The organism is Claveliimonas bilis, assembly GCF_020892095.1.
Lineage (GTDB): Bacteria > Bacillota > Clostridia > Lachnospirales > Lachnospiraceae > Claveliimonas > Claveliimonas bilis.
On record NZ_AP024845.1, the window covers coordinates 2,551,302 to 2,566,465 of the forward strand.

Annotated in this window: 21 protein-coding genes and 1 pseudogene; 18 read left to right on the forward strand and 4 right to left on the reverse strand. The window is 46.3% G+C overall.

Annotation, left to right across the window (positions count from 1 at the left end; genetic code table 11):
- The first annotated feature begins 77 nt into the window (after positions 1-77).
- From EUBC25_RS12330 to EUBC25_RS12355, 6 genes and pseudogenes are all read left to right on the forward strand, one after another.
- A complete protein-coding gene (locus EUBC25_RS12330; protein ID WP_230105781.1) occupies positions 78-890 on the forward strand; it encodes a Cof-type HAD-IIB family hydrolase in 813 nt (270 codons plus the stop codon).
- Between the two features lie 2 nt (positions 891-892).
- On the forward strand, positions 893-1,753 hold the full coding sequence (locus EUBC25_RS12335; RefSeq protein WP_230105782.1) for an MBL fold metallo-hydrolase: 861 nt from the start codon (positions 893-895) through the stop codon (positions 1,751-1,753).
- Positions 1,734-2,435, forward strand: coding sequence for a LytR/AlgR family response regulator transcription factor (locus EUBC25_RS12340; RefSeq protein WP_230105783.1), 702 nt, complete (start codon positions 1,734-1,736; stop codon positions 2,433-2,435). The genes EUBC25_RS12335 and EUBC25_RS12340 overlap by 20 nt, the downstream gene beginning before the upstream one ends.
- 15 nt (positions 2,436-2,450) lie before the next feature.
- Positions 2,451-3,809, forward strand: coding sequence for a sensor histidine kinase (locus EUBC25_RS12345; protein ID WP_230105784.1), 1,359 nt, complete (start codon positions 2,451-2,453; stop codon positions 3,807-3,809).
- 98 nt (positions 3,810-3,907) lie between these two features.
- A complete protein-coding gene (locus tag EUBC25_RS12350) occupies positions 3,908-4,873 on the forward strand; it encodes a CPBP family intramembrane glutamic endopeptidase (RefSeq protein WP_230105785.1) in 966 nt (321 codons plus the stop codon).
- A gap of 165 nt (positions 4,874-5,038) precedes the next feature.
- Positions 5,039-5,566 (forward strand): annotated as a pseudogene (locus tag EUBC25_RS12355) (ABC transporter ATP-binding protein); the annotation flags it as partial.
- Between the two features lie 18 nt (positions 5,567-5,584).
- On the opposite strand, the gene EUBC25_RS12360 reads toward EUBC25_RS12355, so the two are convergent.
- The 3 genes from EUBC25_RS12360 to EUBC25_RS12370 form a co-directional block, all read right to left on the reverse strand.
- On the reverse strand, positions 5,585-6,964 hold the full coding sequence (locus EUBC25_RS12360; protein WP_230105787.1) for a recombinase family protein: 1,380 nt from the start codon (positions 6,962-6,964) through the stop codon (positions 5,585-5,587).
- A gap of 209 nt (positions 6,965-7,173) precedes the next feature.
- Positions 7,174-8,391 carry an exonuclease domain-containing protein gene (locus tag EUBC25_RS12365; protein ID WP_230105788.1) on the reverse strand — a complete coding sequence of 406 codons (1,218 nt, stop codon included), beginning with the start codon at positions 8,389-8,391 and terminating at the stop codon, positions 7,174-7,176.
- A gap of 61 nt (positions 8,392-8,452) precedes the next feature.
- Positions 8,453-8,809, reverse strand: a complete 357-nt coding sequence (locus EUBC25_RS12370) for a helix-turn-helix domain-containing protein (RefSeq protein ID WP_230105789.1) — start codon at positions 8,807-8,809, stop codon at positions 8,453-8,455.
- 175 nt (positions 8,810-8,984) lie between these two features.
- Here EUBC25_RS12370 and EUBC25_RS12375 point away from each other — a divergent pair, with 175 nt between their 5' ends.
- From EUBC25_RS12375 to EUBC25_RS12390, 4 genes are read left to right on the forward strand one after another with little or no spacing between them, the layout of a single operon-like run.
- The gene (locus EUBC25_RS12375) at positions 8,985-9,203 is read left to right on the forward strand and encodes a hypothetical protein (RefSeq protein ID WP_230105790.1); all 219 of its coding nucleotides are present in this window, start codon (positions 8,985-8,987) and stop codon (positions 9,201-9,203) included.
- Between the two features lie 52 nt (positions 9,204-9,255).
- On the forward strand, positions 9,256-9,486 hold the full coding sequence (locus EUBC25_RS12380) for a hypothetical protein (RefSeq protein WP_230105791.1): 231 nt from the start codon (positions 9,256-9,258) through the stop codon (positions 9,484-9,486).
- A gap of 20 nt (positions 9,487-9,506) precedes the next feature.
- On the forward strand, positions 9,507-9,866 hold the full coding sequence (locus EUBC25_RS12385) for a hypothetical protein (protein ID WP_230105792.1): 360 nt from the start codon (positions 9,507-9,509) through the stop codon (positions 9,864-9,866).
- Complete coding sequence (locus EUBC25_RS12390) at positions 9,859-10,089, forward strand: hypothetical protein (protein ID WP_230105793.1); 231 nt, start codon at positions 9,859-9,861, stop codon at positions 10,087-10,089. The genes EUBC25_RS12385 and EUBC25_RS12390 overlap by 8 nt, the downstream gene beginning before the upstream one ends.
- Here EUBC25_RS12390 and EUBC25_RS12395 read toward each other — a convergent pair.
- The gene (locus EUBC25_RS12395) at positions 10,064-10,249 is read right to left on the reverse strand and encodes a hypothetical protein (protein ID WP_230105794.1); all 186 of its coding nucleotides are present in this window, start codon (positions 10,247-10,249) and stop codon (positions 10,064-10,066) included. The genes EUBC25_RS12390 and EUBC25_RS12395 overlap by 26 nt on opposite strands.
- 91 nt (positions 10,250-10,340) lie before the next feature.
- Between EUBC25_RS12395 and EUBC25_RS12400 the strand changes: the two genes are divergently transcribed.
- The 8 genes from EUBC25_RS12400 (at position 10,341) to EUBC25_RS12435 (ending at position 15,160) form a co-directional block, all read left to right on the forward strand.
- Positions 10,341-10,514, forward strand: coding sequence for a hypothetical protein (locus tag EUBC25_RS12400; protein WP_230105795.1), 174 nt, complete (start codon positions 10,341-10,343; stop codon positions 10,512-10,514).
- Positions 10,492-10,638 carry a hypothetical protein gene (locus tag EUBC25_RS12405; protein ID WP_230105796.1) on the forward strand — a complete coding sequence of 49 codons (147 nt, stop codon included), beginning with the start codon at positions 10,492-10,494 and terminating at the stop codon, positions 10,636-10,638. The genes EUBC25_RS12400 and EUBC25_RS12405 overlap by 23 nt, the downstream gene beginning before the upstream one ends.
- A gap of 37 nt (positions 10,639-10,675) precedes the next feature.
- The gene (locus EUBC25_RS12410; RefSeq protein WP_230105797.1) at positions 10,676-10,852 is read left to right on the forward strand and encodes a hypothetical protein; all 177 of its coding nucleotides are present in this window, start codon (positions 10,676-10,678) and stop codon (positions 10,850-10,852) included.
- Between the two features lie 323 nt (positions 10,853-11,175).
- Positions 11,176-11,382, forward strand: a complete 207-nt coding sequence (locus tag EUBC25_RS12415; protein ID WP_230105798.1) for a hypothetical protein — start codon at positions 11,176-11,178, stop codon at positions 11,380-11,382.
- Between the two features lie 162 nt (positions 11,383-11,544).
- A complete protein-coding gene (locus EUBC25_RS12420; RefSeq protein ID WP_230105799.1) occupies positions 11,545-12,303 on the forward strand; it encodes a rolling circle replication-associated protein in 759 nt (252 codons plus the stop codon).
- 1 nt (position 12,304) lies between these two features.
- Positions 12,305-12,742, forward strand: a complete 438-nt coding sequence (locus EUBC25_RS12425; RefSeq protein WP_230105800.1) for an RNase H family protein — start codon at positions 12,305-12,307, stop codon at positions 12,740-12,742.
- Positions 12,735-13,229, forward strand: coding sequence for a hypothetical protein (locus EUBC25_RS12430; RefSeq protein ID WP_230105801.1), 495 nt, complete (start codon positions 12,735-12,737; stop codon positions 13,227-13,229). The genes EUBC25_RS12425 and EUBC25_RS12430 overlap by 8 nt, the downstream gene beginning before the upstream one ends.
- A complete protein-coding gene (locus tag EUBC25_RS12435) occupies positions 13,226-15,160 on the forward strand; it encodes a PcfJ domain-containing protein (protein ID WP_230105802.1) in 1,935 nt (644 codons plus the stop codon). Before EUBC25_RS12430 ends, EUBC25_RS12435 begins: the two co-directional genes overlap by 4 nt.
- The last annotated feature ends 4 nt before the right edge of the window (positions 15,161-15,164 follow it).

A 15,164-nucleotide genomic window follows, 5' to 3' on the forward strand; every position in this document is an offset into this window, starting at 1 on the left:
ATAAATTGAATGTAACAAATCTGATCTCGCGTATGGAAATTTATATGGAATAAAAATCAGGAGATGAAGAAGGACTTATGATAAAACTGCTTGCTGTGGATATGGACGGCACTTGCTTAAACAGGAAGAGCCTGATGACAGAAGAAACGAAAAAGGCGCTGGAGGCAGCGGCAAAGTCGGGGATTACGGTAGTGCCTACTACCGGAAGATGCCTTTTTTGCCTGCCTCATCAGCTGGCGGGAAGGAAAGATATCTATCGGTATGTGATCAGTTCCAATGGAGCCCGGGTGACAGACTGTGAGCTGGATAAAAGTTTGCTTTGTTCTGATATTTCTAAGGAGACCGCCCTTTCACTTTTAGAGGAGTGTGCCGGAAGCGGGGCAGGAATCGCGGCCCACATGGAGCATGTCTATCTGATACAGGGAAGAATGCTTGCTCTTATGGGGAGAACATTTTACGGAAAAGACGCCAGGGGAGTGGAGCCTGTAAAAAATATGGCGTCCTATATCCGGAGCAGGAACAAAGGGGTGGAGGAGATCCAGTTGTATTTCCTTGCACCGGGCACAAGGATCAGGCTGGAAAAGATTTTGGGAAATTTTCCTCAGCTTTCTTTTGCCAGTACGAAAATATATATGGAAATCTTTTCCCGTAATACGTCCAAGGGAACAGCGCTTACAGCGCTTTCCGGTCATCTTGGGATCCAAAAGAGCGAGATTGCCTGTATCGGGGACGGGGAGAACGACCTTTCCATGTTTGAGGCTTCCGGACTGAAATTTGCCATGGGAAATGGCGTGAAAAAACTAAAGGAAAAGGCAGATTACGTACTTCCGTCAAATGAGGAAAACGGGGTGGCGGCTGCCATAAAAAATTATATCCTGGGAGGCTGTTAAAAATGAAAATTACAGTTTTAATGGAAAATGATTCCGGACGAGAGGGATGCCTTAGCGAGCATGGGCTTAGTTTATACATAGAGACGAAGAAGCATAAGCTTCTGATGGATACAGGGGCCAGCAGTCAGTTCCTTAAAAATGCCGGGATGCTCGGGATCGATATGGCGGGAGTGGATACGGTAATTTTAAGTCACGGCCATTACGACCATGGCGGAGGGATTCCCGGCTTTTTGGAATGCAATCAAAAGGCAGTTATTTACATGCAGAGGACAGCCGGAGGAGCCTTTTATCATGTGGAGGAAGAAGAAGTCAGGTATATCGGAATAGATCCTGATATTCCGGAGGATTCACGCTCTGTTTTGCTGGACGGAGATTACAGGATCGATGAGGAACTTTTCCTATTTTCCCATATTTCCGGAAGGAAACTGTGGCCGGAAGGGAACCGGGTCCTGAAAAGAAGGACAGAAAAGGGGTTTGTTCAGGATGTGTTCGACCATGAACAGTGCCTCGTGATCAGGCAGGATGGAAAGCATTATCTTCTCTCCGGATGCGCACATAATGGGATCCTTAACATTCTGGAACGCTATAGGAAGATTTACCACAGTTATCCGGATGCAGTGATCAGCGGCTTCCATATGAAGAAAAAGAAAGGCTACACTGCGGAAGATATCCGAAACATTGAGGAGACAGCCAGAGTTTTAAAAGAGACGCCGACGATCTACTATACCGGACACTGTACGGGTGAGGAGCCATACCGAATGATGAAAAAAATCATGGGAGAAAAGATCCGGGCGATCCACAGCGGGGATATTCTTTTGCAGGAGATGAGAGGAGAAATGCCAGATGAAAATAGCAGTATGTGACGATGAGCCCATCTTCCTGGAAATGATCCGTAAAGAACTGGAACAGTACTATAAAAGTCTGGATGTAATGATTGAAACATTTCATTCCGGAGAAGATCTTCTTCGAGTGATAAAAAGGAATCCGCAGATCTACCGATGCATTTTTCTCGATATTGAAATGCCAGGCTTGTCAGGATTAGATACAGCAGAAAAAGTAAAAGAAATGGGACTTTCCATACCGGTCATTCTTCTGACAAGTCATACAGAATATGCTATGCAGGGCTATGAAGTGGGGGCTTTTCGGTTTCTTGGAAAACCGGTGGAGCAAGAAAAGCTGCACCAGGCTTTGGAATCTGTAGAAAAAATGGAAGCGGAAGGAAGACGCTTATCTGTCAGGGTGGATGGAAAGGATCTTTTTATCCCTGTGGAGGAAATTCTTTATTTAAAAAGTGAGAACGTATATCTTTCTATCCAGACAGAAAAGGAACGCTATTTGATAAGAGGCAAAATAAAAGATCAGCTATTCCAGCTTCCTGAAGAACAGTTTTTCCAGATTCACAGAAGCTGGATCATTAATCTTAGAAAAGTATATTCCTATGATGGAAAGAAGGTCTTTTTAACAGAGGGCACGCAGATTCCGGTAGGGCGCAACCGAAGAGAATCCTTTCAGAGGATGATGTCTAAATGGGTGAAAGAGAACTGACAGGGTGCAAAAAGTATGGGGAAATTGGCATTATGTTTATATAACTGTATAGAGATGGCGGAGATTTTGCTGGCGCTTTTGGCTGTGAGCCGATATGTTTATCTGGAGCCGGTTCTGAAAAATAGAAAGGCTCAATTCATATATGGAACAGCCTTTTTTGTTTTTACATTTGTTGTTCAGATGCTTCCCGGAATTTGGGAAGATATACAGATTACAGGAATTTTATTTTTTGGTGTCTATATATTTTTGACAAGGGAAAGTCACAGGATAAGAGGGATATTTCTTTTGATTCCGGCGCTTGGATTTTTGGTAGGGATTACGGCGCTTTTCTATGCTGTTCCATATCTGGTGACAGGAGCCTATCTTCCGGAAAGAGAAAATGCACTTCTTTCGGACGGAATCTTCTGGATAGTTGTCTTGATTTTCTATATCAAAGGTGCGGGATTCCGGCAGAGGGCGGCCAAAGAAAGTGCTTACAGGCAGCTTGGAAGGTGGGAGAGGAACTTTCTTCACGGAGTGGGGATTTTCCTTTTTGCAGTGGGCTCTTTCCTGATAACCATATACGAAGCCGGACTTTCGCAGGATATGTCGAGATTTTTGACAGGTCTTGGATGTCTGTCTATCGTATTTCTTGAAGTTTCTGCAGTTGCTTTGGTACAACAGGGAAACAAAAAGGGATATTTTCAATATATGACAACTATAGGGGAACATTATATGAGAGCCGAGCTGGTACATTTCCGCGCTTATAAGGAACAGGAAGTGAGACTTAGGAGATTTCGTCATGATATCAAAAACCATCTGGCATGTCTGTGCAGACTTTCAGAGACAGGAGACCTGGACAGAATGAGAACTTATCTGGAAAATCTGGAGGGAGAGCTTCGTCAAACAGATCATGCCGTGCAGACTGGAAATGAGATTGTGGATGCAATTTTAAATGAAAAACTCCTTCTTGCACAAGCGATGGGAGTCTCATTTTCTCTGGACGGAAATTTTTCATGTGAAATTGAAATGCAGGCGATGGATATTTGTACCATATTTGCAAATGCATTGGATAATGCACTGGAAGAGCTGGAAAGGTCGTCAGCGGCAAAGATGGACAGGAAAGAGGACGGTGAGCAGCAGAATGGCTGGATCAGGTTAAAAATTTCCTGTCAGGGGAAAATGGCATGTTTTGTGTTTGAGAATCCGGTTTGTCCGCAAAAAAAGATCATGCCGCCAGGATGCACTGATAAGAAAAACGAAAAGGAGCATGGATTTGGTCTTTTAAATATTGCTTATGTGGCAGAAAAATATCATGGCAGCATGAAACAGCAGATCCGTGAAGAAAAAGAAGGGTCTGTATATAGTCTGGAAGTTCTTGTGTTTACAGAATAAGTACCATTCACAACAAAATCAGTACCGTTTACAACGAAAAAACTCCGTTCTTTCCAAAGTGAGATATGGTGAATACAGGAAAGAAAGGAGAAATAACAATGGACACAAAGAAAAGAGCTTTAAAAAAGAAGATAAATCACACAGCCAGAGGGGTACTGTTTTATAATGTGATCCTTGTAGGAGTGACATTGCTTTTTGCAGTGGGATATGGTGTGTATGTCGCGTTGAATCCTTCTTGTGCAGGAGACTCTGGTACGATGCAGAAAATCCTGGAAAGAAGTCTGGGAAATTATGCAGGTGTCTTGAGTATTGCAGGCGTGGCAGCAGGGCTTTTATATCTTGGAATACGGCATAGAAAAAATGGCTATCTTAAGGAGAGCTTTGTAAGGAAAAAGGGGATGACACCAGCGGTATTTGGACAGATGGCCTGTGTATTTATGTCGCTGCAGGTGCTTTTTATTGTGGGAGCGGCATTGGCAGAGATTATTTTAAATCAGTTTGGTTATTCTCTTCAGGCATCAGTGGACAGTGCCGCATCTGCAAGCACGGACTGGTCAATGTTTCTCTATGTGGGGCTGGTAGGGCCGATAGCGGAAGAACTGGTGTACCGGGGAATCGTGATGCAGAGTCTTATGAGTTACGGCAAAGGATTTGCAGTAGGGATATCAGCACTGCTTTTTGGAGTAATGCATGGGAATTTTCCCCAGGGACTATTTGCTGTTGCGGCAGGAGTTGTGTTTGGCTATATAGCATCGGAGTATTCCATTCGGTGGTCTATTGCTCTTCATATACTGAATAATGTGATTTTCAGTGAGGCTTTGGGAAAACTGGCAAAGCTTTTACCGGAAACAGCGGCAAGTGTGGTAGAATACGGTACGCTTATTGGATTTGCTGTTCTTACCTGTGTCATTTTTTGCAGAAAACGGGATAAGATTGCTTCCTGGTGGAGAGAAAATCGTCCTGAAAAATCCATGTGGTTTTCTGCCCTGACAGCGGTGTGGATGATATTGTTTTTTATTATGGAGTTTTTTATCGCGTTGAATGGTATCAAGCCAGTTGCATAAGAGAAGTTTCCTGAAATTTCCGACAATGTTTACTTACATGGATGTGACAAAAATGTAAGGATGAAGGGCCGGAATGTAAGTTAAATGAATGGAAGAGACCTGCCTTCTTTTGTATAATAGGCCTGTAAATAAAATGACAAAGGCAAAAAAGGAGGCAGGTTTTTTATGTCATTACTGGAAGTGAAAAATGTAAAGAAAATATATACGACCCGCTTTGGAGGGAATCAGGTGGAAGCACTGAAAAATGTAAATTTTTCCGTGGAACCAAGAGAATATGTTGCGATCATGGGAGAATCCGGTTCCGGTAAGACCACACTTTTGAACATTCTGGCTGCGTTGGATAAACCTACGTCAGGGAGAGTTTATCTGAAGGGAAACGATCTAAGTAAAGTAAAAGAAAAAGAAGTGGCAGCTTTCCGGCGTCAGAATCTGGGGTTTGTCTTTCAGGACTTTAATCTTCTGGATACGTTTTCTGTGCAGGATAATATCTTTTTGCCGCTGGTTCTTTCCGGCAAAAGCTATGAAGAAATGTCAGGGCGCCTTAAGCCCATTGCAGAAAAGCTGGGAATCAGCCAGATCCTTGGGAAATTTCCTTATGAGATCTCTGGCGGACAAAAGCAAAGGGCGGCGGTTGCAAGAGCTCTCATCACAAAACCGCAGCTGATCCTTGCAGATGAGCCGACCGGTACTGTACGGTTAGTACACAAAAGATTAAAAAAATGAAATGCCAGTGATATTCTGGCCATTATCAATGCGGATCTCTTTGATCACGCTTTTCCAGAGCGTCCGCTTTTCCTCCCGGGATAAAGTATCATAGATCTCCCGGAAGCCTTTGGAAACGACCTGGCGGACTCCGGACAGATCTATGCGCTTCTCATCCGGCGCCGGCGCCTGCAGCTTTTCCAGGGCGGCGGTATAGGTCTCATAATCTTTCTTGTATTCCTCAATATCAATCAGATCATTCAGATACAGCTCTTTGAGCTTTGTGAGCTTGCGGCGCAGGGTGGAGCGGTCCACACTGGCAGCAGTCTTTTTCCGTTCAGCGGCCTGGACATCCCAGGACACCTCATACTTTTCAATCTCATCAGACAGATGCTCAAAAAGCCAGGTCTCAATCCGATCCTCCCGGGCGGAACGGTTATGGCAGCAGCGGCCTCTCTGAAAATGCTGGTTACAGCGGTAATAGAAAAAATCCCGTGTCTGATATCCAACCAGATTATGCCGGCACTCCTCGCAGACAAGGATCCCAGTGAAAATATATACCTTGCCGGATGGATTGCTCCGGGAGTTCCTGCTGGTCAGCTCCTGCACCCGGTCAAACTGCTCCTTGTTGATGGCAGCAGGGCAAAAGTTCGGATTATATCTCCCGTTCCGGTCATAGACGCCTATGGCCAGCTTATCATGGAGCATCCGCCGGAAAGTGGCGTCACACCAGTTTACACCATAGGTCTCACGGATATACCGGATCGTAGCACGCTGGGAAGTGCTCCGCTCATAATAATCAAAAGCATCCTGCATGATGGCGGCCTTTTCCGGGATCAGCTCCAGACGCTTCTCATCATTCACACGCAGCCAGAAAGGACAGTTCCCGGAGAGGACAGTGCCATGCTGCACCTTGCTGTCAAATACAACGTCTATCCTCTCCCCGTCCAGATCTGCCTCATTCTGTGCAATGGAGAGCTTGATATTGATATACAGCCGCCCACTGGCGGTAGTAGTATCATAACCCTCCCCGTCATCTATGGTTTTCCATTCACAGTGATGGGCCTCCAGGATTTCCATGACCTTATAGTAGTCCGGAACGGACCGAAACCAGCGATCCAGGCGGGTAAAAAGCAGCATATCAACCTCATCCCGCCGGACGGCATCCAGCATTTTCTGGAACTCAGTACGCTTGTGCAGCTTTTTCCTGGCCGTTTTTGCGGCATCAATATAGACGCCGACAATAACCCAGCCACGTTCTTTTGCATAGGCCTCCAGGCGTTCCCTTTGAGACTCCAGGGAGAGGCCTTTTATTTTCTGCTCCTCTCCGGAGACACGGATATACAGCGCAACACGGATCAGTCTGTTCTCAATTTCTTTTTCTGACATAATATCACTCCTGTAAAAAGGTATAAAAAATACACCTATACAGGTGATAAAAAAATGTGATATAATCAACTTGTTCGGGGTTGCTTATATCGGTATTATCACCGGTATAGTAATTCTCTGGCCGTCTCTGTTGGCGCAGGGGCGGCTTTTATTTTTAGCCGGTGACAATTTGTCACCGTTTCGATTCTTCTTTGATTGCGCTGGCGCAATTATTCTTCAGAAATCATGTCATAAAAAACATCCTCGGATATAATTTCAATATCATTGCCAGCCAGCTTTAAGGCTTCCGCTTTCTTTTGTTTGGAACTCTTCCCATCTTTTATCAGAGGGCAGTAGTCATTATTGCCCAGAATTAAAAAGTTGGTCTTTTTTGTCACAGAATTTCCTACCTGTCCACCGAGGTCTACTACTATTTGCATGGCATCTTTCCGCTGCATTTTTTCAAGGGTACCAGTAAACACACACAATTTTCCATACAAAGGATGTGTTTCATCAAATTCAGTCCGGGTGGTTACAATATCCTTTGCTGATAGAGAAGGATGTGACTTATTTGTTTTAGGAACCGGAATCCCTAACATTTTACACCAGTCCTTTTCTGAAAGGATTATCAGAGTACCTGCATCTGTAAGTCTATTTGCTTTTTCAAACTTTTCGCTGATCTCTCCTCTCTTGTATCTTTGGTATGTATAATTACTAAAAATAATGTAGTCGCATGAACTATAAAATATATCACTCATGGATGCCTGGCATTTGGAAGATACCTCTTTCATAAAAGCATATGAGTATAACTGTGGCAGCCCTTTCACGGCGATCCGCTTATTGTAAAAAGGATTTGATTCATCAAATACTAAGGTCTCCAGTAAGGATTGTTCCACATCAGTAGGTTTTAGGGAAGCTTCCTGCAGCTTCTGATAAAGGTGATACGTAGTTTCGCAGTCATCCAGTGCCCTGTGAGAATTATCAACAGGGATATCAAGGAAACGTGCCAGTTCAGTCAGTTTGTAGGAGGGAGCAGACCGAAAATATTTTTTGCTTAATTTCATAGTATCTACAAAGTTGTTCTCTAAATACTTATTAAGGTATTGCTTCATGGCATCATATAGGAAATTGATATCAAAATGGACATTGTGGCCGACCAGAATGGAGTCCCCTATAAAATCAAAAAAGTCAGATAATGCGTGTTCTGGCTCCGGAGCAGATATCAAGTCTTGATTCGCAATTCCGGTAAGATCTGTTATAAATGAATCTATCTGAACACCAGGGTTTACCAAAGTTGAAAAAGTATCTGATATACTTCCATCTACAATTTTGATAGCACCTATTTCAATAATGTGATCACGTGCCGGATCCAAACCAGTGGTTTCTATATCAACCACTGCATAATACTCTGGAAAATCCAGTAAAGAACGTCCTTTATATTCTCTCATTGTTATCTCCTTTTTGTATTAGCAAAGTTTACATATAAAATATTTTTGTCCTTATAGTATTTTATGCCATTTTTGCTGGCTCCCCTTTTGTTGCAGCATCATCAATGGAAAGAGCACGTAGCACCATTGCCTTTGTTATATCGTCTGCCTTGCGATATTCTATTATAATTCGTTCTTCTATCTGATTCATGGTGATGGATGGATTAGGGTGCGTAGAAGATGTGCCATCCCATCCCATTAAATATGAGGGGCGACAGTCCAAAACCTGAGCCATTTTTTCTATGGTAGATCTCTTTATGTTTTCAACTCGTCCGTTTTCATATTTCGCTATAGCAGATTTTTGGAGATTTAATTTTGAAGCAAGCTCTTCCTGAGTGTATCCCATGGCGATGCGGCGTTCTTTTATTCTTTTTGACATACACATATGACTACACCTCGCTTTCAGTGTCTTAATATTACTACACATCATGGAATAATGCAAGAAAAATAAGAAAAAGTGTCTTAAAAAGACAACAAAACTGTTGACAGTGCGAGAATGAAGTGCTACTGTATAAGTGTCTTGACAAGACGCAAATAGAAAAGAGGTGAAATTTATGAACAAAAAACTTTTGGAAGCCAAAATGAAGTTACACGGAGATATTGGAAAAACCCTTGCTATGCATATAGGAATTGCAAGAACTACGCTCTCGAATAAAATGAATGAAACGAATGGAGCAGAATTTACACAGAGAGAAATTTCAAAAATCAAAGAGAGATATAGTTTGACTGCAGAGGAGGTAGATGAAATTTTTTTTGCCTCAAAAGTGTCTTAATAAGACACAAATAGCTTTTATATTTTCAAGTTTAATAAAGAAGGAGGCACCTATGAAGAGAATATCAAAGAGGATTAGATCTGCAGCGGGAAAAGTAATGAGTTCCAAAGACGGATATGAGGTCAGAGATGCCATAGCATCCGCCCTGGTGGATGTAGCGGACGCTATGGAAGATTATGAAAGACCTAAGTTGATGATGCGCCGGATCTGTATCATGTGCACGCTGATCAGCGTATGTATATCAGCGGCGGCAACATGCTTGTTTATTTATTTACTGAAGTAAGTTTCGGAAAGGAGGTACCTATGGTCCAGGATCTGAAAGAATTTGCTCCCTGCGGAATGAGAATACATTACACAGTGGATAGCGAGACGGATTTTATAACCTACACAGACATCAATGACAGAGGCAAAAACAGACGTTGCGAGGCCTGCGAGAGATGCAGCTGGAGCGCCATCTGCCAGCCGACAGAATGTAATTATATGGCGATCATCCAGGAGCACCTGGGGAGAGCAGTGAACCCGCTGGATGTGATCACACAGATCTATGAGCAAGCGGCAGCAGGATATGAGTCGGAGACCATCCACGGGCCGGACGGCGTGATCAGCGTAAGAGTCAGAAAAGAGCCATACAGATGGAAGGACGGAGGAGAAAAGCATGAATGAAATTATGGAATTACTGGAGCAGGGCCAGACGGTAGTGGCAAAGATGGGCGAGAAAGCGGATCCGGAGGAACTGGCTGCGGCGGTCCTACACTACTGCGAGGCGGCGGGATACACCATCAGCGAAGTGGATGTTGTGATGCTGGCACTCTATAGAGAATCAACAGAGGCATCAAAAGAGTGCCAGCGAAACACAAAATTTACTTTAGTTGGCGATAAGCGGTAACGATCTCACCTGATAGACGCTCATTAAATTCTTGAGAATGCAGAGCATTTTCAAGAACATCAGTCATCAGCTCTGTAAACTCATCAGGAGTCAGATCAGAAACACGCTGGAATGGATGCTCTTTCACAGCATCCTTCACGACATCTCTAAGAAACTTCATACAATGCTCCTTTCCTATGTACTCAGCTCCGGCCAGGGAGCCTGCAAGTAAAGTATAGGAGCATAAGCGGGGAATGACAAGGGAGGACAAAGTGAACACCACAACAGAATTGATACGGAAACGGAACCGGGAGCTGGATCTGGCTCATTACGCACTCACAGCAGAGAGCCGGAAAAAGCACCGGGAGGAAGTAAACAGATTGAACAGAGAGATCAGGCGCCGGGTACGGCAGGAGGTAGGAAATGGAGGTCAGAGGGAATTTTGATGTTAAGAGATTTTATGAGGTGCTGGCAGGGATCCTGTCAGAGAAGTATAAGGCAAAAATCACAGCGGATATCCAGGAGGTGCCGGTACTGGTGGCACAGCCGGCCGGTCAGAAAATGGCGTAGGCGGATCCACAACGGGATCCTAAAGACCATCACAGCGGTGGCGGCCCTGGCGTATGTTGGAGCAGTATGCGGCATAGACAGCCCGGATGGGAGGATCAGTATTCCCACATGCCTGATCATCTGCGCCATAAGCGGGATGTGGCTAGTGCTCTTCTCCATAGCAAATAACTGGTTTGAAGAGGACGGAGAGGAGGATGAGCCGTGGAATATGTAGCAGCATTTCTGGGAGGCGCCCTGTTCGGAGCCTTTGCGGTTATCTTATGGGCGCTTATAGCGGCCAACAGAAAAGATGATGAATGAAAATTGCGCTCTCTGCACCGGGCAGCCAGGGCCGGTCCGACTCCGGCAGAGCGTGTTATAGCAGGGTGGCTCCCTGCATAGGTGCGGCAGCAGGTCAAGAGCTGTCTCATGGGTACCATGCAAAAATGACGGTGGTCACGCCGACCAGAGAGCGTGTGGTAGGTCAACAGGTTTTCGGAGTCTTTTTAATGCGAAAAGACCAACAGGGTACACAAGCCAGAAAAAGGAGGCGGTCACATGATAAGGGCACCGCCGGAGGTGGATATGAGAAGCAGGGAGATAGGGGAGAACCCGATCAAGATCATAAGGTGGAGCGCAAATGTAACGCTGCCATCCGGGAATAGAGCAAATATGTATTGCACGAGCGGATCCATGGAGGAGGTCATGGAGTTCGCCAAGAAGATCGCAGAGGAGAACGGAGTGACCGTTGAGGCTGTGGTCTGAACATGAAAAAAGCTGGCGTCTGCAAACGCCAGCAGGCCCGGTGGGCTATGGAAAAACTTCCTGGAACCATAGTATCACTACGGCCTTATAAAGTCAAGGAAAACGGGGGCTTTTGCCTGCCGTTTTGGACTTGATAAAGCTATTAAAGATAGGACAGATACTATGGCAATAAAGAGGAAAACATATAGGTTCCGGAGGGGAGCCATCATTGATGTGGAGGAGTTCCATGATGGGAGGTATGGCGCCCCGGGAGTAAAGAGGAACAAGAGGGCAAAACCCACAGAGGAGCAGATGCGGGCCGTAAATGCCAGGAACAAGGCCAGGAGATGCCGGCACCGGTTACTGGAGTATTTCAAGCCGGGGGATATCTGGGCGACATGGACCTACAGTGTGCAGAACCGGCCGCCGGATATGGCAGCGGCTCTGAAAGATTTTCAAAAGGCCATGAGGTATGTACGGAAGGAATACAAGAAACGAGGGTATGAGGTGTTCTGGATCCGGAATATAGAGCAGGGCACCAGGGGAGCCTGGCACATCCATCTGATCATCAACGAGATCGGGGACACGGCCAGCATCATCCAAAAAGCCTGGGAGAAGGGAGGCACCTGGTTCACGGAGATCCGGAAAAGCCAATACTATGACGAGGACTTTACAAAGCTGGCCAGCTACATCACGAAGGACCAGCACACGGTAGAGACTAAAAAGGACGGGACACCGGGAAAGCCCAGACTCCGGGAGGCCAATTATGGAACCAGCCGGAATATGCCTCTGCCGGAGCCAAAGAAGGACAAGCTGGTGCGGTGGAAACCGGAGCCGAAACCAAAGAAAGGATACTACATGGCCCACATCCATGAGGGCATCAACCCGGTTACGGGATTTAAGTACAGACGATACACCATGATCCGGTATAGGAGGAAATAAATTGTATCAGACAAAGATCTATATAACCACAGACAGCAGCTCTCCGAAAGCCACAGAGAAACATTACGGCTATGTGCTGGAGTGCATGGTGGGAGGAGAGGCGAAGACACGAGAGGGATTTGGAAAAGTAACGGGTACATATCATCAGGCGGTATTGACAGCACTGGCGGAGGCCCTGGGAAGGTTCAACCAGAGCTGTGAGGTCTGCATCTGCACAGAGGATGATTTTGTCCTCAATATGCTGGAGCGCAACCTGGCGATCTGGGCGGGAAACGAATTTCTGACCAGTAAGAAAAAGCCGGTGGCCAACCAGGAGGAGTGGATGAGGATATGGAGCCTGTCAAACAAGCATCTCATCCTGACGTCTCCCGGAAAGCATGAATATACCGGGTGGCTGCAGGGGGAAATAGAAAAACGAAAGGAGCAGGAGAATGTTTGAGAAGTTTGGAGAACTCAATTCTTTTGGAGAAATCAACGAGCTGGCAGAAAATCTGTTCAATGAGGGAGACACAGAGAGTCTGAAAGCAATGGCAAAGGAGAACGGGATACAGAATGAATTTATTCAGATGTACCTGCAGGGAGACATCCCGGTGCTCTGCGATCCGCTGACCGCAGCCATGGGAAAGATTGACGTGGAGGTAGCGGAGCTGAAACCACAGGAGATCATGGAGGACTGGGTGGAATATCTCAGAGGCCAGTGCATGGAAAACGAGATCCTGGCGTACCAGGTCCGAAAAAAAGGAAAGAGCCTGAAAGGCTGCATTGCTGCCCTACTGAAATGGTCATTTTCCAATCAGCAGCAGATTGACAAGGACATCATCAAGGCAGCAGGCGTCTCCGCCGGTAAAGTGACACTGGGGATCCCGGGCATGGCCAGGGCGAAAAAGATCATCACGGACTACTACATGGGAGGGGAGAAAGCATGAAACGGACAAAGTTATTGAAAACGCAGCCCTGCGAGGCTCCCCGGATCAGCAGCGAGGAGGACGTGATCTGCGCCAGCCAGATCGTGGAGGCGGACGGAGAGAAGGCCCTGGAGATTTCGCTGTTTTACAAGGGCAAGCTCAGAGGACGGTATTTTGCGGATGAAGAAAACCACAATGCCTGGATAGATGGAAAGTGGTACACATTACGGCTGAAAAACGTGATCCGGGTGTGCATGGATGCATCTCCTTTGAAAAATGACTATTACTACTGTACGCCCAGCACAAAATGGGCGGCGCGGGAAGACAAGGAAAGGGCATATGATTTTCTGGACACCTACGGCATAGAGGACTATGAGGTAAGGCTGGGAGCGAGAAAGCGACAGAAAGCGTTTGAGAGAAAGCTGGAGAGAATAGACCAGATGATGGCGGATGTTCCCTGTGTTCCGGAGGATGCGGAGACCTGGATGGAAAATGAGATATTCCCGGAGAACATATTGTTTTTCAAAAAAGGGGAAAAGCGGATCACATACAGCTGTACCGCCTGCGGAGCTACAAGCTGGCGAAAGAAAGCCTGGAAGCATGGAGAAAAAACAGTCTGCCCGAAGTGCGGGAGACCAGTGACGGCCAACTGCCGGCAGCAGGAGCGGACCAGGAAAGAGCCGATTATCATATTACAGCAGTATGGCAGCGGGTGGATCGAGCGCCAGTTCCGGGCAATCTGCAGATGGAGCTACGGAGAGAAAAAAGAGATCCAGCTCAACGAGGAGATCAGGGCGATCATTCCGGAAGGACAGCACTGGGGCAAGGTGTGGTATGGAACCATATACAATGCAGACGAATTTGAGCAGGAGTTCTGGGACAAGAACGGGCTAAACAAGCGCTTTTTATCCTCATACCTCTATCCGGGAGATCTGCCAGAAACTCTGAAAAGAGGAAACCTGGAACACAGCGGAATGGATCTGCTGGCCGCCAGGCGGGAGAAATTCAATGTGAACAAGTATATTACGACATTCTACAAGCGGCCATACCTGGAGTATCTGGCCAAAGCGGGACTGACCAGGCTGGCAGCGGAAATTGTGGATAATTACGGATGGTGGGGAGAGCCGAGTACGATTTTTCAATGTGGAGACACCATGGTGGATGTTCTGCAGATAGACGGAAACCGAGTCAACCGCATGAAACAGATCAACGGAGGACTCCATGCGCTGGAGTGGCTGCAATATGAGGAGGACATGGGCGTGAAGATCTCCCAGGAGTCTCTGGAGTACCTGGAAAAGAAGAAAGTGGGCCTGGACGGATGCAGGCCGATCCTGCAGGAGGTAAAGAGCGTCAACCGGATGGTCAACTACATGAAGAAACAGAAAGGCGAAGTATCAAAACTGTGCATTACCTGGGCGGACTATCTCCGTATGGCAAAGGCGGAGGGATACGACACCACGGATGATATTGTGAGATTTCCGAGAGATCTGAAAGCCAGACATAACGAACTGGTAGAGCTGGACAACAAACGAAAAGATGAGAAACGCCTCCAGGAATATAGAGAGCTGGATCAGCAGATCAAAGAAAGGCTTCCGGAAGCGGCGAGATACTTCTGGGAGGATGAAAAGTATATGATCATTCCGGCTGGAAAATGTGAGGAGCTGATCAACGAAGGACGGACGCTCCACCATTGCGTGGGCCGTGATGACCATTACATGAGGAAAATGGCAGCAGGCACCAGCTGGATCCTCTTCCTCCGGAGGAAAGAAGACCTGGAAACACCATACTACACGCTGGAGATTGACATGCAGCAGGACCGGATCCTGCAGTATTACTCTGAATTTGACCGCCAGCCGGACAAGCCGATCATCACAAAGGTCCTGGACAAGTTCCGGAAGGGTATCAGGAGACAGCAGAACCGGATCCGAACGCAGGTGGCGGCGATCGCATAGGAGG

Coding starts and splice junctions, on each gene's coding strand:
- EUBC25_RS12330 (WP_230105781.1), top strand. CDS start 78: ATGATAAAACTGCTTGCTGTGGATATGGACGGCACTTGCTTAAACAGG.
- EUBC25_RS12335 (WP_230105782.1), top strand. CDS start 893: ATGAAAATTACAGTTTTAATGGAAAATGATTCCGGACGAGAGGGATGC.
- EUBC25_RS12345 (WP_230105784.1), top strand. CDS start 2,451: ATGGGGAAATTGGCATTATGTTTATATAACTGTATAGAGATGGCGGAG.
- EUBC25_RS12395 (WP_230105794.1), bottom strand. CDS start 10,249: ATGAAGTTTCTTAGAGATGTCGTGAAGGATGCTGTGAAAGAGCATCCA.
- EUBC25_RS12380 (WP_230105791.1), top strand. CDS start 9,256: ATGAAGAGAATATCAAAGAGGATTAGATCTGCAGCGGGAAAAGTAATG.
- EUBC25_RS12390 (WP_230105793.1), top strand. CDS start 9,859: ATGAATGAAATTATGGAATTACTGGAGCAGGGCCAGACGGTAGTGGCA.
- EUBC25_RS12370 (WP_230105789.1), bottom strand. CDS start 8,809: ATGTCAAAAAGAATAAAAGAACGCCGCATCGCCATGGGATACACTCAG.
- EUBC25_RS12415 (WP_230105798.1), top strand. CDS start 11,176: ATGATAAGGGCACCGCCGGAGGTGGATATGAGAAGCAGGGAGATAGGG.
- EUBC25_RS12340 (WP_230105783.1), top strand. CDS start 1,734: ATGAAAATAGCAGTATGTGACGATGAGCCCATCTTCCTGGAAATGATC.
- EUBC25_RS12350 (WP_230105785.1), top strand. CDS start 3,908: ATGGACACAAAGAAAAGAGCTTTAAAAAAGAAGATAAATCACACAGCC.
- EUBC25_RS12375 (WP_230105790.1), top strand. CDS start 8,985: ATGAACAAAAAACTTTTGGAAGCCAAAATGAAGTTACACGGAGATATT.
- EUBC25_RS12360 (WP_230105787.1), bottom strand. CDS start 6,964: ATGTCAGAAAAAGAAATTGAGAACAGACTGATCCGTGTTGCGCTGTAT.
- EUBC25_RS12435 (WP_230105802.1), top strand. CDS start 13,226: ATGAAACGGACAAAGTTATTGAAAACGCAGCCCTGCGAGGCTCCCCGG.
- EUBC25_RS12420 (WP_230105799.1), top strand. CDS start 11,545: ATGGCAATAAAGAGGAAAACATATAGGTTCCGGAGGGGAGCCATCATT.
- EUBC25_RS12365 (WP_230105788.1), bottom strand. CDS start 8,391: ATGAGAGAATATAAAGGACGTTCTTTACTGGATTTTCCAGAGTATTAT.
- EUBC25_RS12430 (WP_230105801.1), top strand. CDS start 12,735: ATGTTTGAGAAGTTTGGAGAACTCAATTCTTTTGGAGAAATCAACGAG.
- EUBC25_RS12385 (WP_230105792.1), top strand. CDS start 9,507: ATGGTCCAGGATCTGAAAGAATTTGCTCCCTGCGGAATGAGAATACAT.
- EUBC25_RS12405 (WP_230105796.1), top strand. CDS start 10,492: ATGGAGGTCAGAGGGAATTTTGATGTTAAGAGATTTTATGAGGTGCTG.